The 21579-nt window shown below is 42.1% G+C and carries 30 protein-coding genes and 1 riboswitch; of the genes, 20 read left to right on the forward strand and 10 right to left on the reverse strand.

Annotation, left to right across the window (positions count from 1 at the left end; genetic code table 11):
- Nucleotides 1–8: 8 nt before the first annotated feature.
- On the reverse strand, nucleotides 9–584 hold the full coding sequence (locus NST15_RS05725) for a CYTH domain-containing protein (RefSeq protein ID WP_048001687.1): 576 nt from the start codon (nucleotides 582–584) through the stop codon (nucleotides 9–11).
- A gap of 217 nt (nucleotides 585–801) precedes the next feature.
- Between NST15_RS05725 and NST15_RS05730 the strand changes: the two genes are divergently transcribed.
- The 4 genes from NST15_RS05730 (at nucleotide 802) to NST15_RS05745 (ending at nucleotide 3607) form a co-directional block, all read left to right on the forward strand.
- The gene (locus NST15_RS05730; RefSeq protein ID WP_008348459.1) at nucleotides 802–1167 is read left to right on the forward strand and encodes a hypothetical protein; all 366 of its coding nucleotides are present in this window, start codon (nucleotides 802–804) and stop codon (nucleotides 1165–1167) included.
- A gap of 33 nt (nucleotides 1168–1200) precedes the next feature.
- Complete coding sequence (locus tag NST15_RS05735; protein ID WP_008348457.1) at nucleotides 1201–1830, forward strand: GTP pyrophosphokinase family protein; 630 nt, start codon at nucleotides 1201–1203, stop codon at nucleotides 1828–1830.
- A gap of 65 nt (nucleotides 1831–1895) precedes the next feature.
- Nucleotides 1896–2696 (forward strand): NAD kinase, encoded by an 801-nt coding sequence (locus tag NST15_RS05740; RefSeq protein WP_008355343.1) that lies wholly within the window; start codon nucleotides 1896–1898, stop codon nucleotides 2694–2696.
- A 17-nt stretch (nucleotides 2697–2713) separates the two neighbouring features.
- On the forward strand, nucleotides 2714–3607 hold the full coding sequence (locus NST15_RS05745) for an RluA family pseudouridine synthase (RefSeq protein WP_035392659.1): 894 nt from the start codon (nucleotides 2714–2716) through the stop codon (nucleotides 3605–3607).
- 40 nt (nucleotides 3608–3647) lie between these two features.
- Here NST15_RS05745 and prpE read toward each other — a convergent pair whose 3' ends face one another.
- Nucleotides 3648–4391: a bis(5'-nucleosyl)-tetraphosphatase PrpE gene (prpE, locus tag NST15_RS05750; protein WP_017359667.1), complete on the reverse strand. Its 744-nt coding sequence runs from the start codon at nucleotides 4389–4391 to the stop codon at nucleotides 3648–3650.
- 160 nt (nucleotides 4392–4551) lie between these two features.
- On the opposite strand from prpE, the gene NST15_RS05755 reads away from it, so the two are divergent.
- The 10 genes from NST15_RS05755 to NST15_RS05800 all read left to right on the forward strand — a co-directional run bounded on the left by NST15_RS05755 (nucleotide 4552) and on the right by NST15_RS05800 (nucleotide 13460).
- Nucleotides 4552–6399, forward strand: coding sequence for a monovalent cation:proton antiporter family protein (locus NST15_RS05755; protein WP_007498989.1), 1848 nt, complete (start codon nucleotides 4552–4554; stop codon nucleotides 6397–6399).
- A gap of 53 nt (nucleotides 6400–6452) precedes the next feature.
- Nucleotides 6453–6562: riboswitch (TPP riboswitch) on the forward strand.
- 78 nt (nucleotides 6563–6640) lie between these two features.
- Complete coding sequence (tenA, locus tag NST15_RS05760; protein WP_046527496.1) at nucleotides 6641–7351, forward strand: thiaminase II; 711 nt, start codon at nucleotides 6641–6643, stop codon at nucleotides 7349–7351.
- Nucleotides 7326–7943, forward strand: coding sequence for a thiazole tautomerase TenI (tenI, locus tag NST15_RS05765; protein WP_025207159.1), 618 nt, complete (start codon nucleotides 7326–7328; stop codon nucleotides 7941–7943). Before tenA ends, tenI begins: the two co-directional genes overlap by 26 nt.
- A complete protein-coding gene (gene thiO, locus NST15_RS05770) occupies nucleotides 7927–9039 on the forward strand; it encodes a glycine oxidase ThiO (protein ID WP_056705178.1) in 1113 nt (370 codons plus the stop codon). The genes tenI and thiO overlap by 17 nt, the downstream gene beginning before the upstream one ends.
- Nucleotides 9036–9239, forward strand: a complete 204-nt coding sequence (gene thiS, locus NST15_RS05775; protein WP_017367025.1) for a sulfur carrier protein ThiS — start codon at nucleotides 9036–9038, stop codon at nucleotides 9237–9239. Before thiO ends, thiS begins: the two co-directional genes overlap by 4 nt.
- A 4-nt stretch (nucleotides 9240–9243) precedes the next feature.
- Nucleotides 9244–10011, forward strand: coding sequence for a thiazole synthase (locus NST15_RS05780; RefSeq protein ID WP_342498931.1), 768 nt, complete (start codon nucleotides 9244–9246; stop codon nucleotides 10009–10011).
- Entirely contained in the window at nucleotides 10008–11021 is a 1014-nt protein-coding gene (locus NST15_RS05785) for a thiazole biosynthesis adenylyltransferase ThiF (RefSeq protein WP_025207162.1), read from the forward strand. Before NST15_RS05780 ends, NST15_RS05785 begins: the two co-directional genes overlap by 4 nt.
- Nucleotides 11022–11038: 17 nt before the next feature.
- Nucleotides 11039–11845 carry a bifunctional hydroxymethylpyrimidine kinase/phosphomethylpyrimidine kinase gene (gene thiD, locus NST15_RS05790; protein WP_017359661.1) on the forward strand — a complete coding sequence of 269 codons (807 nt, stop codon included), beginning with the start codon at nucleotides 11039–11041 and terminating at the stop codon, nucleotides 11843–11845.
- Nucleotides 11846–11994: 149 nt separating this feature from the next.
- A complete protein-coding gene (gene fabI, locus NST15_RS05795) occupies nucleotides 11995–12771 on the forward strand; it encodes an enoyl-ACP reductase FabI (RefSeq protein ID WP_003211867.1) in 777 nt (258 codons plus the stop codon).
- Nucleotides 12772–12884: 113 nt separating this feature from the next.
- Nucleotides 12885–13460, forward strand: a complete 576-nt coding sequence (locus tag NST15_RS05800) for a CotO family spore coat protein (protein WP_342498932.1) — start codon at nucleotides 12885–12887, stop codon at nucleotides 13458–13460.
- Nucleotides 13461–13497: 37 nt separating this feature from the next.
- Here NST15_RS05800 and NST15_RS05805 read toward each other — a convergent pair whose 3' ends face one another.
- The 5 genes from NST15_RS05805 to NST15_RS05825 form a co-directional block, all read right to left on the reverse strand.
- On the reverse strand, nucleotides 13498–13941 hold the full coding sequence (locus tag NST15_RS05805; RefSeq protein ID WP_008348434.1) for a CotY/CotZ family spore coat protein: 444 nt from the start codon (nucleotides 13939–13941) through the stop codon (nucleotides 13498–13500).
- Between the two features lie 212 nt (nucleotides 13942–14153).
- Nucleotides 14154–14645 (reverse strand): CotY/CotZ family spore coat protein, encoded by a 492-nt coding sequence (locus tag NST15_RS05810; RefSeq protein ID WP_025207165.1) that lies wholly within the window; start codon nucleotides 14643–14645, stop codon nucleotides 14154–14156.
- A gap of 147 nt (nucleotides 14646–14792) precedes the next feature.
- Nucleotides 14793–15278 (reverse strand): spore coat protein, encoded by a 486-nt coding sequence (locus NST15_RS05815; protein ID WP_008348431.1) that lies wholly within the window; start codon nucleotides 15276–15278, stop codon nucleotides 14793–14795.
- Between the two features lie 88 nt (nucleotides 15279–15366).
- Nucleotides 15367–15702, reverse strand: coding sequence for a hypothetical protein (locus tag NST15_RS05820; RefSeq protein ID WP_035392394.1), 336 nt, complete (start codon nucleotides 15700–15702; stop codon nucleotides 15367–15369).
- 44 nt (nucleotides 15703–15746) lie between these two features.
- Complete coding sequence (locus NST15_RS05825) at nucleotides 15747–16133, reverse strand: spore coat protein (RefSeq protein WP_007498962.1); 387 nt, start codon at nucleotides 16131–16133, stop codon at nucleotides 15747–15749.
- Between the two features lie 177 nt (nucleotides 16134–16310).
- Between NST15_RS05825 and NST15_RS05830 the strand changes: the two genes are divergently transcribed.
- From NST15_RS05830 to NST15_RS05850, 5 genes are all read left to right on the forward strand, one after another.
- Entirely contained in the window at nucleotides 16311–16661 is a 351-nt protein-coding gene (locus NST15_RS05830; RefSeq protein ID WP_019743061.1) for a DUF1360 domain-containing protein, read from the forward strand.
- Between the two features lie 71 nt (nucleotides 16662–16732).
- Nucleotides 16733–16861: a hypothetical protein gene (locus tag NST15_RS05835; RefSeq protein WP_008348422.1), complete on the forward strand. Its 129-nt coding sequence runs from the start codon at nucleotides 16733–16735 to the stop codon at nucleotides 16859–16861.
- A gap of 83 nt (nucleotides 16862–16944) precedes the next feature.
- Nucleotides 16945–17166 (forward strand): hypothetical protein, encoded by a 222-nt coding sequence (locus NST15_RS05840; protein ID WP_008348420.1) that lies wholly within the window; start codon nucleotides 16945–16947, stop codon nucleotides 17164–17166.
- 84 nt (nucleotides 17167–17250) lie between these two features.
- Complete coding sequence (locus NST15_RS05845; protein WP_008348419.1) at nucleotides 17251–17388, forward strand: YjcZ family sporulation protein; 138 nt, start codon at nucleotides 17251–17253, stop codon at nucleotides 17386–17388.
- Nucleotides 17389–17524: 136 nt separating this feature from the next.
- Nucleotides 17525–17782, forward strand: a complete 258-nt coding sequence (locus NST15_RS05850; RefSeq protein WP_008348417.1) for a stage VI sporulation protein F — start codon at nucleotides 17525–17527, stop codon at nucleotides 17780–17782.
- A gap of 16 nt (nucleotides 17783–17798) precedes the next feature.
- Here the strand turns inward: NST15_RS05850 and NST15_RS05855 are convergent, their stop codons facing one another.
- The gene (locus NST15_RS05855; RefSeq protein ID WP_167403912.1) at nucleotides 17799–20108 is read right to left on the reverse strand and encodes an ATP-dependent helicase; all 2310 of its coding nucleotides are present in this window, start codon (nucleotides 20106–20108) and stop codon (nucleotides 17799–17801) included.
- Nucleotides 20109–20234: 126 nt separating this feature from the next.
- On the opposite strand from NST15_RS05855, the gene NST15_RS05860 reads away from it, so the two are divergent.
- Nucleotides 20235–20492 (forward strand): hypothetical protein, encoded by a 258-nt coding sequence (locus NST15_RS05860; RefSeq protein ID WP_008348414.1) that lies wholly within the window; start codon nucleotides 20235–20237, stop codon nucleotides 20490–20492.
- Between the two features lie 83 nt (nucleotides 20493–20575).
- On the opposite strand, the gene NST15_RS05865 is transcribed toward NST15_RS05860, so the two are convergent.
- A complete protein-coding gene (locus NST15_RS05865; RefSeq protein ID WP_008348412.1) occupies nucleotides 20576–21010 on the reverse strand; it encodes a GNAT family N-acetyltransferase in 435 nt (144 codons plus the stop codon).
- Between the two features lie 6 nt (nucleotides 21011–21016).
- Nucleotides 21017–21532, reverse strand: a complete 516-nt coding sequence (locus NST15_RS05870) for a YjcG family protein (protein WP_017359656.1) — start codon at nucleotides 21530–21532, stop codon at nucleotides 21017–21019.
- Between the last annotated feature and the right edge of the window lie 47 nt (nucleotides 21533–21579).

The raw sequence follows: 21579 nt of genomic DNA on the forward strand, positions 1-21579 counted from the left end.
GAATTCATCTATTCTTTTGTTTTCATTTTTTCTTCATAAAAACGTACGACTTTGTTTTTCGTGTGTCTTGGTGGGATCTGAAATTGCTGAAGCAATGCTGTGAAAGCAGCTTGTCCAATGTCTAAATCACTCACTTCAAATTCAAGTTCATAGTCCTCTACTGTTAAATATCGGCTGTGATCCAAAACAATTAAGCCTTCTTTGATCATTTTTTCTGCTCTTGACGTTTCCAGTGAACCAAAATACACGATTTGATCCTTTTGAATGTGAAGGTGTACTAATCTGTCTGCCACTTCACCTTCTGGCAGTTGGAAATGTTCAAGACTAGCGGGAGGATCGATCGTTTGGTGGGTTTCCAGAAGGCCGATCTCATGAGGTTCCTTTAATGTGAGGACCCACTGCCCACCTTTTTCTCTCATTCGTAATGCAGCAAATTTGGATTTTATATCAAATTGAGGTGTATCAAAATAATAGTTGGTTTGAGTGAGGAAGTCCTCGTCCTTTAATTGAAAATATTCTTTTAGCTGTTCAAATTCTTTTTTCATTAATAATTGTTTTAGTTCTATCTCAATTTCCTGTGCCATTTTGACATCAACCTTTCATTTAGAGGAAATATGATTATTGTACATGAAAAGCTTCTTTTTTTCTTATTTATTCCTTAAAAAGAAACGTATATAGATGCTAAATGAGGCAAAATGAACAACGAAATGGAGAAATCAAATTTTCTCAAAAAGTTCGGTTTATCAATATTGAACTTGATATGATAAAATAAAGCTGTACTTTGTTGTAAAGGAGATCATGATGCAAAACAGAATTGAAATCACAGAAGCAACTTTAAAAGAAGACAGGCTGATCTTGACGGTCCAGTCAGATGAGCAAATTCAAAAAGCAAAAGCATCAGGACAAATGCTTGTTGATTCTGATCACTTTGCGTTCGTTTACATACTTGAGACTGAGGAGTCTTTTACGTATCTTATTTTAGGAGAACATACATGGGCTCCATTAAAAGAAGCAATGAATCGTGAAATCCCTGTCTATTTGGCGGCGGAAGAGCAAACGCTAGAACTCATTCAACTTCATCAGGAATTAAACTATTTAATCGACAATATTAAAGACAATGCCAATTACGGAGATATGGAAGAGAAAGTGAAGAGCACATTCCTCTGAAATAATTAGGTATTTGGAATTGGGGGAAGTTTCATGGACAAAAAACAATGGGATCAATTCCTCGCACCATATAAGCAAGCAGTCGAAGAATTAAAAGTGAAACTAAAAGGCATCCGAAAACTGTATGAATTTGAGGATGACCATTCACCAGTAGAATTTGTCACTGGCCGAGTGAAACCCGTTGCCAGCATATTGGAAAAGGCAAAGCGTAAAAACATCCCGATGCATGAGATTGAAACGATGCAGGATATTGCAGGGCTTCGCATTATGTGCCAATTTGTAGAAGATATACAAGTCGTCAAGAAAATGCTTCAGTCACGAAAAGATTTCGTGGTTGTAGATAAACGCGACTATATTGCAGAACATAAAGAAAGCGGATACCGCTCGTACCACCTTGTTGTGTTATATCCGCTGCAAACGATCAATGGAGAGAAGCAGCTCCTCGTCGAAATCCAAATCCGTACATTAGCTATGAATTTTTGGGCGACCATTGAGCATTCTCTGAATTATAAATATAGCGGGAATATCCCGGAGAAGGTCAAGCAGCGCCTTCAAAGAGCTTCTGAGGCAGCATCTCTTCTTGATGATGAGATGTCTGAAATCAGAGGGGAAATTCAAGAAGCGCAAGTGGCATTTTCCCGGAAAAAGAAAAACGATAGCTGAGCCTAAGCTTGATCAAATATGATGCTGCTTTCTCGTCGCAGCAAGGTGGAAAAGGAGAAGAATTCATGAAATTTGCAGTTTCTTCGAAAGGGAATTCTGTATCTGACACACTTAAAAATAAAATACAGACCTACTTATTGGATTTTGGAATGGAATTAAATGAAGAGGAACCCGATCTCGTCATTACCGTTGGCGGAGACGGAACCCTTTTATACGCTTTTCACCGGTATAGCAACCGTCTGAACGAAACCGCTTTTGTCGGCGTACATACAGGCCATCTTGGTTTTTATGCGGACTGGGTCCCGAGTGAAATTGAAAAGCTTGTGTTAGCCATTGCCAAAACGCCTTATCATATTGTGGAATATCCGATTCTTGAAGTCATCGTCAGGTACAACGATGGCGGCCGGGAAGAAAAATATTTAGCAATGAATGAATGTACGATTAAAAGTATGGAAGGTACACTTGTGGCAGATGTTGAGATTAGGGGTCAGCTTTTTGAAACATTCAGAGGAGATGGTCTTTGTTTGTCTACACCATCTGGCAGTACAGCCTATAATAAGGCACTTGGCGGGGCTATTATTCACCCATCCATTAGGGCGATCCAGCTGGCAGAAATGGCTTCAATCAACAACAGAGTGTTTAGAACGGTCGGTTCGCCGCTCATTTTGCCGGACCACCATACGTGTGTGATCAAACCGATTAATGATGTGGATTTTCAGGTGACGATAGATCATTTGTCGCTGCTGCATAAAGATGTGAAATCCATTCAATGCCGAGTGGCAGACGAGAATGTCCGGTTTGCCCGATTTAGACCATTTCCGTTTTGGAAAAGGGTGCAAGATTCCTTTATCGGCAAAGGAGAATAAGAAAGAGGTTGTTCTCGCTGGAATACTTTAAGATAAACAAAACCATATCAGCCAAAGAAGAAGGCAGGCTGCTGAAGGACTACTTAATCGATCTTGGCATTTCAAAACGAATGCTGACAGATATTAAATTTGATGGCGGTGACCTTCTGATTAATGGAGAGCATGTGACCGTGAGATATGAGCTGCGCGAGGGAGACAGGCTCACCATTTTATTTCCCGAGGAAAAAGTGAGTGAAGGGCTAAAACCTGCGGCCATTCCGCTTGATATTTTATTTGAGGACGAGCACGTGCTTGTGCTGAATAAAAAGCCATATATCCCATCGATTCCTTCTCGAGAGCACCCTGAGCATAGTATTGCAAATGGGTTGCTTCACCATTATGCTAAGCAGTCCGTTCGACTGACTGTCCACTTGGTGAACCGTCTTGATCGTGATACTTCTGGTGTCATGTTAGTCGCTAAACATCGCTTTGCACACAGCCTTTTATCAAAGGCGCAGAAAAAAGGGGAAGTCAAGCGAACGTATAGAGCCATGACACATGGCATGATCACGCAAAAGGAAGGAACAATTAGAGCAAAAATTGCTCGAAAAGGGGACAGCATTATTGAACGAATGGTGAATGAATCTGGTCAGGAAGCCGTAACACATTATACGGTGCGGGCGGTACATACTCATTTAGATATGTCTGATGTGTCCCTTATCCTTGAAACGGGAAGAACTCATCAAATTCGTGTTCACATGCAATTCCTTGGTCATCCGCTTGTTGGAGATACGCTATATGGTGGAACAAGCGAGAGAATAGGCAGGCAGGCACTTCATAGTGAAACCCTTGTTTTTCCGCATCCGATAACAGGGGAGTCCATGACCTTTTCGGCTCCTTTGCCGGATGATATGACATTATTGCTTCAGTAAACAAGTAAACCCGGTCACCTGTCATGGTGGACCGGGTTTTTTATTGCGTGAAATGCTGAAATCTTGAATCATCATATGGCATAGATGAAGGAACAGATACTGTCTCAAGCTCTGGATATCTAAGGGCAGAGAGCTTGTGGCCAAAGACGCAGCCTGTATCAATGTTAACCGTTCTACCGATAAATCTTGGTTCTTTTACGGGTGTATGCCCGTACACAATCCATGGTTTTCCGTGATATTCCTTTGCCCAGTCCTTCCTGACAGGTCGACCGTCTGGCCATGTTTCTCCGGTGACTGCTCCAAATAATAGATAAGACCTCATCTGTTTGTTCGGTTTTTTGCCAATATCCTTTTCCTTCATTGCTGCGTGTGCAATGATCAGTTCATTCGGAATCAGTACATCATAAAGCGGTGCCTTTTCAAATAAATGTTTAAATTCACGTGATAAAATGGTTTGTTCATCATGCGGCAGGTTTTTGATTTCGTTCACCGTTGTTTCAATACCGTGCAGTAATTTTACGGGATTTCCTTTCAAATAGCGATACAGCTTAAAACAATGGTTGCCAGGCACATAGCGGATGGCACCCTTAGAATAGGCGTGTATGACAAATTGCATCACGGCAACTGATCGAGGGCCGCGGTCTGTTAAATCACCAACAAGGGCCAGTGTTCTCTTATCAGGGTGGACAGGTAGTCCGTGTTTGAGTTCGTATCCTAGTTTGTGTATGAGGGTAAGCAGCTCTTCGTAGCAGCCGTGGATATCGCCGATGATATCGAATTTCATAAAGGTTCCTCCTGATTTTTTCCTCCATTTATCGGATATAAAGAAGTTTGAATTTTAGAAAATATAACGAATGGCTTTCATTTCATTTGGGCAATTGTTAGAATCAATGCTTTAACGTAAAACTTAAAAATTAAACATGAATGTTAGGAGGCTTTAGCCAATGGAGCATACATCTGTTTCATCACTCGTTGTCGTTATTATTGTAGCCTTTTTCACCCCCATTTTATTGCACCGATTTAAGCTGACCATCCCGGTCGTTGTCGCTGAAATCATCATGGGGCTCATCATTGGAAAAAGCGGTCTTCAACTAGTTGTTGAACACGACGCATGGCTAGATACGTTATCCATGCTAGGTTTTATTTTTCTTATGTTTTTAAGTGGACTTGAAATAGATTTTTCTTCTTTTGAATCAAAGAAGAAAGCGCGAGAACTGCCAAATGGTTTAAAAGAACCGAATACATTTAAAACAGCGACCATTATTTTTGTTGGCGTATTTTGTATGTCCTTTATCCTGTCTTATGCGTTTGTTCTTGCAGGGTTTATTCAAAATGCCTTTTTAATGACGCTTATTATTTCCACCATCTCATTGGGTGTGGTAGTTCCTACCTTAAAAGAGGAAAAGTTGATGCAAACGAATATTGGTCAAATCATTTTGCTTGTAGCCGTTATTGCTGATTTGGTGACAATGATTTTACTTGCTGTGTTTTCCTCCATTTATGGCGATGGAACAGGGAACATGTGGTTGCTCTTATTATTATTTGCGGCAGGTATTCTTCTTTATTTATTTGGCCGGGTATTTAAGACAAAGTCCATTTTTCAGTCCATGTCAAAAGGAACGGTGCAAATTGGGACAAGAGCCATCTTTACTCTCATTATAGTCTTAGTTGCCTTATCTGAATCACTCGGTGCTGAAAATATTCTTGGGGCTTTTTTAGCAGGTGTGCTTGTGTCTCTTCTCTCGCCTAATAAAGAGCTCGTACAGCAGCTGGACTCATTTGGCTATGGATTTTTAATTCCGATCTTTTTTGTGATGGTCGGTGTGGACCTGAATATATGGTCACTCTTTAAAGATCCAACCATCATGATCATGATTCCGCTACTGTTTATTGCATTATTGCTTAGTAAACTCGTTCCGATTCTTTATTTAAAAAAATGGTATGACATGAAAAAAGTCATCGGTTCGGGTTTTTTATTAACCTCGACGTTATCCCTTGTCATTGCTGCTGCAACGATTGGTGAGCGGCTTGGTGTCATTGATCATAAAATGTCAGGAGCCCTTATTCTAGTCGCTGTGCTCACGAGTGTTTTAACGCCTGTTTGGTTTAAGGCATTATTTAAACAAGAACGTGAAACCAATCATAAAAAGCGTGTGACGTTTATTGGAGCGAATCAGCTGACGTTACCTGTGACGCTTGATTTGCATCAGGATGAATATGACATCCGTATTTTACACGTCTTTCAGGAAAATAAAGAAGCCTTGCTTGCTGACTCCATCTTTGAAGTTGAAGCGATTGAACAATATGACGATGATACGCTCAGGCAGGCTGGCATCGGGCAAGAGGATGTGCTCGTTGTGGCTACAGGCAGTGAAACGAAAAATAAGGAAATTGCTTTATTTGCAAAAGAAGAAGGGTCTAAACAAGTCATTGCAAGTGTCAACAAAGCGGAAGCCGAGCTGACTTTAAAGGAAGCAGGGATCGATACCTTTTCTAACTTCTTATCATCTAAAACGGTGCTGAGGGCATTGATTGAAGCACCTGATGCGATTCGCTTGTTAACAAATGAGGATTCTTCTTTGTATCAAATTCAAATGAACAATCATCGGTATCATAACGTCATGCTGAGGGAATTTCCTTTTACCGGCGATTTGGTGTTTGTCCGTATTTTTAGAGGAATTGACAGCTTAGTACCGCATGGGGATACGACGCTTAGAAGCGGTGACCGCGTGCTTGTGTCTGGCTCCCGGGAGTATGTGGCAGGACTAAGAGCCCAATTAGAGTTGCAATGAACCCTTGACCGATGAACAAATCCTGATTAAGATAGAGGTACAACAATATATGTTTGATCCACTAGGGGAGTCCTTTAAAAGGGCTGAGATAAAAGTATAGACTTTTAGACCCTCATTACCTGAACAGGTTCATACCTGCGTAGGGAAGTGGTGCGGTGTTTGACTATGCTTTTTACAAATTCCAAACCACTTTCCACGCGGAAAGTGGTTTTTTTATATGGAAAAACAGGAGGAGAGGAACATGACATTTTCGAACGAATGTAAAGAAGCAGCAGCTAGATGGTGGAATGGGAGCTTTACACACCCTTTTGTGAAAGGGATTGGTGATGGCACACTTTCACTCGATCGTTTCACTTATTATGTGATGCAGGATTCGTACTATTTAACTCATTTTGCAAAAGTACAGTCGTATGGAGCTGCCATTAGTGAGGACTTACATACGACAGGCAGAATGGCATATCATGCGCAGGGTACGTATGAAGCAGAGCTATCACTGCATAGAAAGTTCACAGAACTGCTCCAGATCTCTGATGAAGCGCTGGCAAACTTTAAACCTTCTCCAACTGCATATGCATATACCTCGCATATGTACCGATCTGTGAAAAGCGGTCGTTTTGAAGAAATTTTAGCCGCATTATTGCCGTGCTACTGGCTTTATTATGAGGTAGGAGAAAAACTGAAACAAACAACACCTGACCATCCGATTTATCAAGAATGGATTTTGACATATGGCGGAGATTGGTTTAAAGAGCTTGTTTTTGAACAGGTGAACCGTTTTAATGAACTTGCAGAAAAAGCGCCAGAACATGTGCGGGCTAATATGAAAGAAAATTTCGTGATTTCGAGCTATTACGAATACCATTTCTGGGAGATGGCGTATGAAAAAGAAATGTGGCAGACAGCATGCTTAGATGGGGTTGGTGCAAATGGAACTCCATGCAGTGACAAATGATACGCTTCCTGTCAGGGAGCTCATCAAGCAAATAAAAGACATTGCGTCTGAAGTAGACTTTATTCATATTCGTGAACGATCGAAGGCAGCAGGTGAGCTGGTTCACCTCGTGAAACAACTCCTAGCAGAAGGTGTTCCGAAAGAAAAGCTGATTATCAATGACCGAGTTGACGTTGCGCTGCTGACCAATATTCACCGGGTTCATCTTCCAGGACACAGCTTTTCGCCAAAGGAATTAAGACAAAAATTTCCTCACCTCCATGCGGGGGTATCGGTTCATTCGATAGAAGAAGCCAAAGCAGCAGAGAAGAACGGGGCAGAGTATGTCATGTTTGGGCACGTGTATGATACCGCATGCAAACCCGGATTACAGGCGAGAGGCATAAAGGTTGTGGAGGAAATGACTTCTGAGCTGTCCATTCCAGTCGTTGTCATTGGTGGAATCACACCAGAACGATTGCCAGAATTGATGCATGTTGATTTAAAGGGAATAGCCATCATGTCGGGGATTTTTGCTCATCCTCAGCCGCGCAAAATGGCGCAAACATTTTCTAAAAAGCGAAAGGAGAATCCTTATGAACAAGCATTATGATGTGGCAATCATTGGTGGTGGAATCATAGGGATGTCGATCGCTTATCACCTTGCAAAAGCAGGAAAGCAGATTGTCTTATTTGAGGCAAATGAGATCGGGAAGCAAACGACGAGTGCGGCTGCTGGCATGCTGGGTGCACATGCTGAAGGAGAAGGTGATGAAGATATTTTCTTTCAAGTAGGCAGACAAAGTCAGGCTTTATATGAAAAATTAACGGTCGACCTTCAGCATGAATCGGGCGTTGATATTCGGACATCAGTGGGTGGGATTATGAAGGTGGCTTTTACAGAACAAGAAAAGCGTGCGCTTTGCCGGATGCAGCATTTGCCCACATTTGAATGGCTTGAAGCAAGCAGCGTAAAAGAACGTTTGCCTCAAATTGCAGATGACATCTTAGGAGCAGGCTTGATAGCAGATGATGTACATGTCGAGCCATATGCGGTATGCAGGGCTTTTTGGCAGGCGGCTGTTCGGCACGGAGCGGATGTGAAGGAGTTTACCCCCGTTATCGATGTGAAGAGGGGAAAAGAAACATTGACAGTCAGTACAGCTAAAGGCATCTTCACATGTGATCATCTGACTGTAGCAAGTGGTGTATGGTCAGGCCGTTTTTTAGAAGAACTGGGTTTATCACATTCTCTCTATCCCGTAAAAGGAGAATGCGTGTCTGTTTGGAATAACGGTCCAGCGCTTGCACACACCATCTATCATGATCATTGTTATATCGTTCAAAGGGATAGCGGTAAGCTAGTGATTGGTGCAACGATGAAGCCGAATGACTGGCAGGCCATTCCGACACTTGGCGGTATTGAAGCAGTTATTCACAAAGCATCTCAGCTCATGCCTTCTATTCGAGAGATGCCGATTGATCAATGCTGGGCAGGTCTTCGGCCAGCGACAAGCGACCGGCACCCCTATATCGGAAAACATCCAGAAGACGAGCGTATTCTTTTTGCAACGGGACATTACCGAAATGGCATCTTACTTGCGCCAATTACGGGGGAAATCATTCGCGGCTTGATAGTAGGCGAGTCTGTTCACAAGGAATGGCTTCATGCGTTTCGTATTGGGCGAAAGGAGGCATTGTTCGTATGAAAATTCAATTGAATGGAAGAATGGTTGATTTCGATAAGGAAAATGGCACGATTTTTGATCTGCTGTCAGCCTATCAACTTGAAAACCGAGTGGTGATCGTTGAAAAAAATCAAGAAATTATAGATAAAGAAGCCTTTCAACAGGTAAAAATTCAACCAAATGACACGATTGAAATCGTTCACTTTGTAGGAGGAGGATGACACCATGCTGCGCATTGGCGGAAAAACATTTACATCAAGACTATTACTAGGGACAGGAAAGTATCCATCATTTGAAGTTCAAAAAGAGGCGGTCAACGTATCAGAAGCTGAAATTTTGACCTTTGCTGTGCGAAGAATGAACATATTTGAACCATCACAGCCCAATTTTTTAGAGCAGCTTGATTTATCAGCCTATACATTGCTGCCAAATACTGCAGGGGCAAGTACAGCGGAAGAAGCGGTGCGGATTGCTCGTTTAGCGAAAGCTTCTGGACTGTGTGACATGATCAAAGTAGAAGTCATTGGCTGTTTAAGATCTCTTCTGCCAGATCCAGTCGAAACGTTAAAAGCATCTGAAATGCTATTAGAAGAAGGCTTTATCGTGTTGCCATATACGTCAGATGATGTGGTGCTGGCAAGGAAATTAGAAGAACTTGGTGTTCATGCCATTATGCCAGGTGCTTCTCCAATCGGTTCAGGTCAAGGGCTTTTAAACCCTCTGAATCTATCGTTTATTATCGAACAGGCAAAGGTGCCAGTTATTATTGATGCGGGTGTAGGTTCGCCGAAGGATGCTGCTTATGCGATGGAATTGGGCGCTGATGCTGTATTACTGAATACAGCCGTGTCTGGCGCAAAGGACCCTGTGAAAATGGCTAAAGCGATGAAGCTGGCGATTGAATCTGGAAGACTCGGTTTCGAGGCAGGCCGTATTCCACTCAAAAACTATGGAACAGCCAGCAGTCCGCAAGAAGGAATGCCAGCATTTTGAGCACACGTTATTCACGCCAAGAGCTTTTTAGGCCGATCGGTACAGAAGGACAAAAACGGCTAAATGCCTCAAATGCCGTCATTATTGGGGCTGGGGCACTTGGAACAGCGAGTGCTGAAATGCTCGTCCGTGCCGGCGTAGGATCTGTCACCATTTTGGATAGAGATTATATTGAATGGAGCAACCTGCAGCGTCAGCAGCTTTACACAGAACAAGATGTTCTTGATCGGCTGCCAAAGGCTGTGGCTGCTGAGAAAAGACTCAAGCAGGTGAACAGTGACGTTCATGTGAGAGGCATCGTCATTGACGTGACCGCTCAAAATATTGATGAGTACGTCAGCGGGGCATCCATCATCGTGGATGCAGCGGATAATTTTGAGGTGAGAATGATTGCGAACGATGCGGCCGTCAAACATCAAATTCCGTTCCTTTACGGGGCCTGTGTAGCAAGCTATGGTATTCAATTCACAGTGATTCCTGGTGAAACACCATGTTTACACTGCCTGCTTGAGCATTTGCCTGCACAAGGCATGACATGTGATACAGCAGGAATTATTAGTCCAGTAGTGCAGCAGGTTGCGGCCTATCAAGTGGCGGATGCACTGAAGCTTTTAACAGGACACCACATCACACCGGTATTAAGATCGTTTGATTTATGGACAAACGAGCGATCTGATATTCGATCCGTTACGTCTTTAAAAAAGAAAAAATGTCCAAGCTGCGGTCTTAAGACATATCCATTTCTCTCATATGATCAAAGAGCAAAAGCAGATGTATTATGTGGACGAAATACCGTACAAATTCGCAGTGCACTAGGGGCACCCCCTGCGCTGCATGAAGTAGCCCGTCAGCTAAAGAAAGCAGGAATGGATGTGTTGGAAAATCCTTATTTGCTTTCGTGTCAGAAGGATGAGTACAAGCTTGTTTTATTCAAAGATGGCAGAGCGCTTGTACATGGGACAAATGATATTGCGAAAGCGAGAACGATTTATCATCAATGGATTGGCTAATGAGAGGGTGAGATGACATGACGATTAAAAAAGCATTAACCATCGCAGGTACTGATTCTGGTGGTGGAGCAGGTATTCAAGCAGACTTGAAAACCTTTCAGGAGCTTGGTGTGTACGGAATGTCCGCCATTACGGCCATTACAGCGCAAAACACACTTGGCGTTCACGGTATTTATCCTCTGTCTATCGAGGCGCTCGAAAGTCAAATTGATGCAGTAGCAGAAGACTTGTTGCCAGATGCCGCTAAAACAGGGATGCTGTGGAGTGCCGACATGATCAGTGTCGTTGCTGAAAAGACGAAGCAATATGACTTGAAACTAATTGTCGATCCAGTCATGATTGCCAAAGGCGGCGCTTCTTTATTAAATGAAGATGCGGTCTCTGCTATGAAAACACAGTTACTGCCTGTCAGTTATGCAGTCACACCGAATCTCCCTGAGGCAGAAGTGCTGATAGGCATGCGCATTCAGACAAAAGACGATCGCCATAGAGCAGCAGAACGACTTTATGAGCTTGGCACGTCCTATGTTGTGATCAAAGGAGGTCATAGTCCTTCAGACGGCCTCATTACAGACCTTTTGTACGATGGAAAAAGCTTTTTTGAACTCACGAACGAACATATTGATACACCACATACACACGGAACAGGCTGTACATTTGCAGCGGCATTAACGGCAGAAATAGCAAAAGGTCGTTCCATGAAGGAAGCCTTTGAAACGGCAGAAACCTTTGTCCATGAGGCGATCAAATTTCCTCTGAATATTGGTGCTGGGCACGGACCGACTAACCACTTTGCTTATCAGCAAAACAGAGTCAAAGCATAAAAAGAAGACTGTCTTCACTTGTGAGGGCAGTCTTTTTTCTGAAATAAAAACTTTCTTTCAACGGAAATTGTCAATATCTCATGATTTGTGATAAGATTATGATCAGGTACTAATACTATGTCTTGAAAAAATAGGAGGCTTTAATACATATGAACTTTTCTTTAGAAGGCCGTAATATTGTGGTGATGGGTGTTGCCAATAAACGAAGCATCGCTTGGGGAATCGCTCGTTCACTTCACGAAGCAGGAGCTCGTTTGATTTTTACTTATGTTGGAGATCGTCTGGCAGAATCAGTGAAAGAGCTAGCAAGCACGCTAGAGCGTGATGATTCCATTATTCTTCCTTGTGATGTGACAAGTGATGAAGAAATCGAAAAATGTTTTGCAACGATTAAAGAAAAAGTACAAGTCATCCATGGTGTTGCACATGCGATTGCATTTGCGAACAAAGAAGAGCTGGTCGGTGAATATTTGAACACGAACCGTGAAGGTTTCCTTTTAGCGCACAACATTAGTGCCTATTCACTAACAGCTGTAGCAAAAGCAGCACGTCCGCTCATGACAGAAGGCGGAAGCATTGTCACACTTACTTACCTAGGCGGAGAGCGCGTTGTCTCTAACTACAATGTCATGGGTGTAGCAAAAGCAGCCCTTGAAGCAAGTGTGAAATACTTAGCAGCTGATCTTGGAGCGGAAGGCATCCGTGTGAACAGCATTTCTGCTGGTCCAATTCGTACGTTATCTGCAAAAGGAATCAGCGGCTTTAATACAATCTTGAAGGATATTGAAGAGCGTGCACCGCTTCGCCGTACAACGACTCCTGAAGAAGTTGGCGATACAGCACTATTCTTATTCAGTGATTTATCCCGCGGCATGACAGGTGAGAATCTTCATGTTGATTCTGGCTTCCATATCATTGCCCGCTAAACGAATAATTGATTTGCAGCATACCAATCACTGGTATGCTGTTTTTTATTTTTCTTCTGATTTGGGGTGTCCTCTCATATATATAAGGAATGAATCATTCGGGAGGGATTAGTATGTCAAATAAAGGTGATGAGAATCAAAAGCCGCTTATGTATATTGTTCAGCCGAGCTATGATGAATCAGCGCCGGCCATGCAAAATATTGTGAGAAAGCGCAAGAAGTCAGAAAAACCTTCAGAAACCAAAAAAAGCGCCAAAGAGGATGCAATCGAAGAGAGCGTGCAAGAACCTGTATCACAGGAAGTAAAGCAGAAAAAAGAAGAGCCGCCTGCGCTACAGCAAGAGCAGGAGATCAATCAAGAAAAAGATGATTCACAAAATCGAGAGCCAGTACAAGAACAAGAAAAACAACCAGAAGGCGTATTTCATGAAACAAAAGAAGAACCAAGAAGAAAACGAGTGAAGAAGCCGTTAAGCCAAATGAATATCGAGGAGAAAGTCGATTTTCTTACAAGTCTGCCGCATAATATGCCAAGAGCGCTTTGCCTCATTGAAGCCGATGGAAAAACATATAGAGGGATCATCATGGAGAGAAAAGACAATATGGTCGTCATCCGCACAGCAGGCGGCGGTAATCCAGTGGAATTAGCGATTGATGATATTTCTTCTATTCATCCACTTGGTTTTTAATGAACATAAAAAAAGTCCCATAACGGGACTTTTTTTGTTAGCAGCTACGGTTGATGAGTCTTGGATTTAAGCACTCGATTGCGCAGAAGCAGTCAAGGTCTACTTCAATGCAATATTTTGATTTTTCTAAACGGAACACATCACATACGGAATCTTTATCTGTAAAATCTAAAATATGACGATCTTTGTCAAATGCAATAAGCAAGCTGAGTGTTGCGCAGTGATCAGAGATGTGTTCGACTCTGAAAAATGCAGTGCTGAAGCAAGGGCCAGCATCTACTTCTCCGACGTTTCCGAATGCGACGAATGGTTTTGATTTTGAGGTAAATAGAACAAACGGGACAGTGTCACCTAATGAATGTGATGGAGAAAGGAGATTGCTGTAACAGCTGGTCGGGCAATCCTCTTCGACGGCATTTTGTAAGTCGTTTATGTTTTCAACAGCCTCTGCTACACAGTTCCATGAATGTTTGCGGCTCATATTCAACCCTCCTATACAAGGAAATTTGTTTGAGTGTTTGAGCACTGTCATCATCATCTATAAGCTTTATTACGTGTCTCGCCGGTTGATGCATCTAATGTCAATCAATGCGGAAGCGGCCGCCTTTTGCTGACTGCTCCGCATGATTGGTTGTCATTCGTGAGGAAGGGGATGCTTTGACTTATGACAAGATAGATGAGCGGGCGATTGGTTTAGCCGTGGTGATGATGCTTTTTATCTTTTGCCGGCATGACTCTGTCGACAAGTTCTGGATTTAAACATTGGATCGCGCAGAAACAGTTCAAATCAACTTCGATACAAAAGTCCGCTTTTTCTAAACCAAAGAAGTCAGGATCGCAAGGGTGACAAACGCTTAGCGTATGTCCGTGTACATCAACAGGTCTTAATACAGATAATGTGGCACAGCAGTCATGCAATTTTTCAACCCGGAAGAAAATGGATTCGAAGCATTGGCAATCGTCAACAAATCCTCCAATGTTTCCGAAAGTAGAGAACAATCCGCCCTTTTTATCAAAAAGTAAAAACGGAATCGTATCTTTTCCAGAAACTGTCGGGCTTAATAAATTACTGTAGCAGCTCGTAGGACATTTATCTTCTACAGCTTCCTGCTCTGCTAAAATCTTATCAACCGCATCGCATACACAGTTTTCATCATGTCGGCCATGGTGTTTTCCGCAGCTCATGGATTTCAGCTCCTTTAACAAGGTATTTGACTTTAGTCCTTAACAACATATGTATGCGCCCTCTAGTTGGTGTGGGTAAATGACTATTTATCTTTGTTGTATTTTTAGAAAAAGGAAAAGCAGAGCTTTTCGCTCTGCTTTTGTACATTAGAGGATACCAATTGCAACGATCGTCGCAACAAGTGTCTGTGTAAGCGTTTGGATGGCAATAGAGATGTCCGCATCGATTGTAGAGACTGTAACGTTTCTAGAGTTTTCGATGACAAGTTTCTGGCGATTTGTTTGTTTGTGGCTAGCTGCTTGCAATAGATCTTGCGTGACGCGGTCAGCTAGGTCACCATCAGCGATTGAGATGTTTGTAATGGTGATGATCGCTGTTTGAACAGCTGCTTGGATAGATGCTGCAACCTGTGCATCAACAGAAGAGACGTTAATGTCACAAGAATCTCTAACGATAATGACTTCCTCAGATGTCTGCTTTGTGACACTCACTTGATCAAAGTCTTGTAAAACATCTTCATCATCATAATAGTGGCCGTCACAAACTGCTTTTCTTTCGTAGTTATGATGGTAATCGCCGTGGTGTGTACAGTTGCGATCTAGAGCGACCCAAGAGTATGGTTTAGAATCCATTTCTTTTCCTCCTTCCGTTTACTTTATTAAATGCTGGAATGATTGGTTTTGTCTCGGGCATTTATCCTAGCAGGCAACCCATTTTTATTTAATCGTTATTTTGCTGCGCTTGACGGCGCTGCTGGATACGTTCTCGAAGTGAATTTCGTTTAGGGCGCACTTGTGGTTCAGGCTCGACCTCTTCTGCATGTTTTGCTGCCTCTGCCTGACGCTTTTTCTCTTGCTGCTGCTGTACGAAATCATCTGCTTTCTTTTGTAAATCCTGAACCAGCTTCAAAATCATTCTTCTTTGATCTTCTGAAAGGTTTGCTTTCTGATCATCTGTGACATTATTTTTGTTTAAAATATCACTCACAAGAAGGCTTGTTAATGGATCAACATCAGTGTTGATTTGAAACTCCTTTTTTTCGTTCTCTTCAGCCACGATTATTTCACCTCTTTCATACGTGATGTTAGAAAAAGAAAGGGTCAAAGAATGCCGGCTTCAACTAAAAGTACATTCAGTGTTTGAGTGAGAATTTGGACGGAGTTCATAATGGATGCATCAGATAATGTAATCGTGACGTTATAACAATTGATGATTTGAATCACTGTTTTCTTTTGAACTGTCACTTGTTGTGCAGCTAAAAGCTGTTCTGTGATGTCTGCAGCCAATTCATCATCTGGTACAAGAATTTGAATTAAAAGAGTAATGATTGTCGTTACGGTCGCTTGAAGGGAGAGTGCGGCTGTTACATCTGTTTTATGAATCGTGACATTTTCGGAATCCTTGATCTCGATGAAATCATCATAATTGCTGATTAATTCGTTTAACAGTTGTGTGTATAATAAATCAGCACTTTCTTCAATAGACAATACTTTCACTCCTTTCTTATCTATACATTATTTAATGCAGCAGAGGCTCAAGGTGGAATCGGAAAGCATGAAAAAGTACAACCCAATTTTATTTACACCCGATTCATCATGGCGGTCTTTCTTTTTGCATATATAAAGAAAGGACGGAAAAAGAAGAATGAAGGAGGTGGAGGTTCCATGAGCGGCGCTTTGTCATTTGCTATATTTGCCCTCGCATCCTTTAGGCTGACGAGATTGATCGTGTTTGATACGATTACAGCCCCCTTTCGCCGTCTATTTCATGAAGAGCAAGAAGAGGTAAACGAACAAGGTGAAGTCGAGACCTATATCGTCATTAAGGGGAAGGGACTGCGATCTTGGATAGGAGAGCTGTTAAGCTGTTATTGGTGTACGGGTATGTGGTGCACTGCTGCTTTACTTGCGATATACATATTTTTTCCTGTCATCAGCATGTGGCTTAATTTACTATTAGCGATTGCCGCCGCAGCAGGCTTGATTGAAGCAGTCGTGTCAAAGCTTGTGAAATAAACAGGCATTCTGATCAGACACGCTTAAAGAAAATGCATATACTAACATGGAATAGGAAAGGAAGGGTTGCGATGAAACCAACTGAAACACCGTCACATATGCTTCAAGGGTATCCAGCGCAGTCAAATCAACAATCTGTATATACGAAGAAAATCAAGAAGACTGGCTGCGGCTGCGGGAAGAAAAAGAAACCTCAATAGGGAAAAACAAAAGCCGGATTTATCCGGTTTTTTGTTGCCCTTTTTTTGGGTGATGCATATGTAAGAGAGAAGGGGTGACCAGAATGGATGCATTCGAACAATTAATCGGTTCCTTGTTCACTAAACCCCATGATGGGAAAGAGCAAGCGCACGAAAAAGCTGAAATGGATCTAGCGAATAAAGCGAAGGATCTTGAAGAGCACTTAAAAGCATTTGGCGAGAAAATGGATACTTTTGCGAAAGAAACAGAAGCATTCATGATCCGTCATGGAGAGGCAGATTACGTCTTTAAACAGCAGAAATAAAAATTCCGCACTTTTTTATGTGATCGTCCAAACCATTTCATGTATTTTTCATATTTTGTAAGGGAGAAGAGGAGGTGCTTAAATATGAGTTGTTACGGTTACGGTGGCGGTTATTGCGGAGGTTATGGTGGCGGCTACGGCGGCGGTTATGGTTCAACTTTTGTTCTTGTCGTCGTGCTTTTCATCCTTCTAATCATCGTTGGTGCTTCTTTCTTTAACTAAACAGTAAGAAGGTGAGGGAAGCAATAGGGAAGCCTTTTGCTTTCCTTTCTCTTTGCTAACAAGGCAGCAGGATAGGCACATATCTCGCCTATTTTCATATAGTAAGGTGATTACTCCACAAAGAGGAGGCAAAGGAATGGATAATAAGTTCTTTAAAAGTGTGGAAAATAAAACAGGTGTAAATATGAATGATGTCTTTAAGCTTGCAGGTTCTTTGCAAAACGCGAACTTTAAAGATGAGAATACCGTTCGAGGTGTCATTAAAAAAGTGGCGCAGCTTGCAAACAAACGTGTACCTAAAGAAATGGAAGACAAAATCGTTCAATCGATTACAAGTGGAAAAGAAAAGCTTGATTTTAATACAATCGCTAAAATGATGAACAACAAAAAATAAACAACAGGCTCTCCATTTAAAGGGGGGCCTGTTGTTTTTGTGTGAATAATTCACGATTTTTCTTTAAAAGAGGGTACAAAAAGCGGGAGCGGTGAGCCGTTTTTCCTCTTCTATATGATGGAACGGATAGATAAAGGGATTGTTCTGCTCTCGTCATGGCAACGTATAATAAGCGCCGCTCCTCTTCGATGGCTTCTTCATCACCGCTTCTCAGCTCATCAAGTGCAAAGTCATGAGGGAGCGCCCCATCAACCACGCTCGTGATGTACACTGTTTGGAATTCTAGTCCCTTCGCACGGTGGATCGTCATGAGCTGAACGCCTGGTTCATCTGATTTTTCCTTTTCAGCAGATTTCATATGTTCGGCATGAGCGAGGAAGGCTTCAATTGTTTCAAAACGTTTCGCCGCTGTTTTCACATCTCGTACATCATCTGTTCCTTTTTCAAGCACATTCGTATCATTCACACGTTTTTTTAAATAATCACCAAGTCCCATCCTTTGTTCAATAAACGCTACAGCTTCAGATGGCTTTAACGATTTTAACGTTCGAAACAGGGGAACGATCGATTGCAGTTTTTTGCGCTGAAACGGCTGAATGTCTGTTAGCTTTCCAAGTGCCTCTACCATAGAACAATCTTCCGTAATGGTCAGTGCCTTCAGGGTATTCAGTGTTTGCTGCTTTAAAAAGAAAACGGGCAGCAGCAGCTTCATTGCGGCGACATCATCTGCATCCTGACTGAGCGAAAGAAAAGCGAGCAGCACCCGAACAATTCTTCTGCTATAAAAGGCTTTTACGCCAGCATCGGTTTGATACGGAATCGCCGATTGATGAAGACGTTCATAAATCGCACGGCCTCCTGTATTCGTTCTAAACAGCACGCAAAAGTCATTCGGTTTTGCACCGTTTTTAATTTTCTCCTGAATATCTGCTACGATCATGGTCGCTTCCTCTTCCTCGTCATATGGATAAAAAAGAGTCGGCGGAATTTTCTCCACGCGAACGGCTTTTAACGTTTTCTCGTAACGATGCTGGTTCTTCTTAATAATGGCGTCTGCACTTGCGACAATCGTATGATGAGAGCGGTAATTTGCATGTAAATGGACGATCTCGGCCGAAGGATAGTCCTGTTTGAAGTCAAGAATAAAAGCAGGATTGCTTCCTCTAAATGCATAGATGGCTTGATCATCATCGCCTACACAAAATAGCTGCTCGGATTCTCCAGCTAAAAGCTGGATTAATTGATATTGTACGGGATTAATATCTTGAAATTCATCTACTAAAATATACTTGAATCGTTCTTGATATTGTTTGAGCAATTCAGGCTGCTTAGTCAGCATGTGTAAGCAGGCAATCGCCATGTCATCAAAGTCAAATTGTTGATTTTCACGCTTTTGCTGTTCGTATGACTGATAGATTGTCCACATTTGCTTTTCTTTTTCATCTTTCAGCTCAGGAAGTTCGTCTGGCAAAAAAGCATTTTTCCAATAGCCGATTGATTGCAGCACTTGATCGGTTGGATAGTCTTTTTCATCAAGTCCTTCATGCATGATTGCTTTTCGAATATACTGCTCTTTTTGCCAGTCGAATTTAATCAAATGCTGTCCGTTCCATTTGCCCCGATCATCGTGAAGCAGCATTTTATAAAATAGACTGTGGAATGTGCCTGTCACAACTTGGCTCGCCTGTGATGGATGAAGCTGATACTGCATACGCAATCTTTCTTTCATTTCACTGCTTGCTTTTGTGGTGAAGGTCACGAGCAGGATATGGTGAGCAGGGATTTGATGGTGCGACATCAGATAAGCAGCTCTTGCTGTCAGTACCCTTGTTTTACCGCTGCCGGCGCCAGCCAGCACAAGCATCGGACCGTCTTTGTGTGTGACAGCTTGAAGCTGCGGTGCGCTAAAGGTGATGTGTGGAAAGAGGTCAATGGTATGCACTTCTTCATTCTTTTCTAAATGAAAGGTTTCGCCAAATTGAATGGACCGTGGTTCCTGCCAGTCATCCGATTCTTCTGTTTGTGAGATGATCTGTTTGCCGGTTGGAAAGCGAAAGCCGCCAAGTTCTTTGTAGGATGCATGTACCTCTCGTTCAGCCGGTTTCTTTTCCTCTTGTTGTTCTCTTTTTTCGCAAATCTCTTGCTGAGATATTTGCTTATGGATAAAGGCAGGTTCTTCATGTATATTTAATCTAAAAAAGACGGGTTGTCCGCAATATGGGCAAGATAAATGCCCTTTTTTCCCCTCATCATGGAGGAATTGATAGTGTTCTCTCGAATATGTATGTAGTGAGATCGTTCGATCATGTCGTCGTGCGCATTTCAAAGCTAGTCCTCCAATAGTCAATCAATGTTAAAAAGAAACACATCTAATCATATCAAATGAGGCGTGTTTCAAACAGTCATAATTAGGGAATAGTAGAGTAGAAGAGAAGCAAAGGAGGCGTTCTTGATGGGATATATAGCCCCGATTCAGCCGGATCTGTATTTTCAATATATCAATCGTCCTGCTCCTCAGGATAAAGAAGACTATGCGAAAGTGACGAAGGTCACCCGCACCTTTCATGACAAGGTATACAGAGAGCTGGAGAAAAAAGAGGACTTAGTGACAGAAGCGGAAACGAAAGTACAGCAAAAAAAGCGGGAACGCTTTGTACGAGATATGTTTATGGAAGAAGGCAAGGGCGTTCATATCAATACTTACGTCTAAATGACTGCGCTTTCTTCCTGAGCGAACGAGATGGAATCAATAAAAAGCCAGAGCATCCATGATGCCCTGGCTTTTTATTTTCGTTAAACGGATAGTGTTTTTGTCATTTTGACATGTGTAATCCCTGCTTCTTCAAACGGTTCTGAAACGGCTTTGTAGCCTTTCTTTTCGTAGAAGGGAAGAGCTTGGACTTGTGCATGCATGACAGCTTCTTTCGCCCCGTTTGCCATCGCTTCAGACTCAAGTGCTTCTAAAAGCTGGTGGCCAAGACCGAAAGAGCGCGCCTCTTTTAATACACAAATTCGTTCAAGCTTTGCCTTATGACCTTCAATTATGCGCAGTCTAGCAGCAGCTTGTGGTTTGTTGTCATCATTATAAATGACAAAGTGAATGGCTTCGTCCTCAAGTTCATCAATTTCGATCTCTAACGGGACTTCTTGTTCTTTTACGAAAACTTCTTTTCGAACATAATAAGCATCTTCTCGTTGTGTTTGTTCTTTTACGATGACTGTATTCAAATGTCTTTAACCCTCTTCTCCTAAGATAAATGTTTCATAAACGGTCCAAGAACCGTTCTCTAATTGATATAAAAGGTGGAAGCGGTCAACCGTTTCCTCGTGGTCAATTTTTCTCAGCTTCAATGTGCCTAGAACGTCTGAATGCTCATCGTCTGATAACTTTTGAGCCACTGTCACATGCGGAACAAACGCATATTCAGGTGTACCAGCAAGCGGATCAGTGTACAACTTCTCATTGAGAGCCATTAATTCTTCGTTCGGTTCTACTTTCATATAAATCACGTTGTTTACAGGAGCGAATGAACTGAATTTTTTAATACGTAACGTAATAGGAGAAGCATTTTTTGCGTACTCTCGCAAGGTGGAGACGACCTCAGCTGCTTCTAGATCCGTTAATTCAAAAGGTGTTCTTAATGTTAAATGAGGTGGTATGAGTGCATAGTTCGGATCATAACGTTTCCGATAAGAGTTCGCAATGTCTTGCAATTTTTTTGATGGAAATAAAACAACTCCGTATTTCATCATGTTCCCTCCTGATTAAGAAAGTATTTATTATTTTTTATTATAAC

Origin of the sequence: Bacillus sp. FSL R5-0820 (assembly GCF_038593385.1) — a bacterium.
GTDB classification, from domain to species: domain Bacteria; phylum Bacillota; class Bacilli; order Bacillales; family Bacillaceae; genus Bacillus; species Bacillus altitudinis.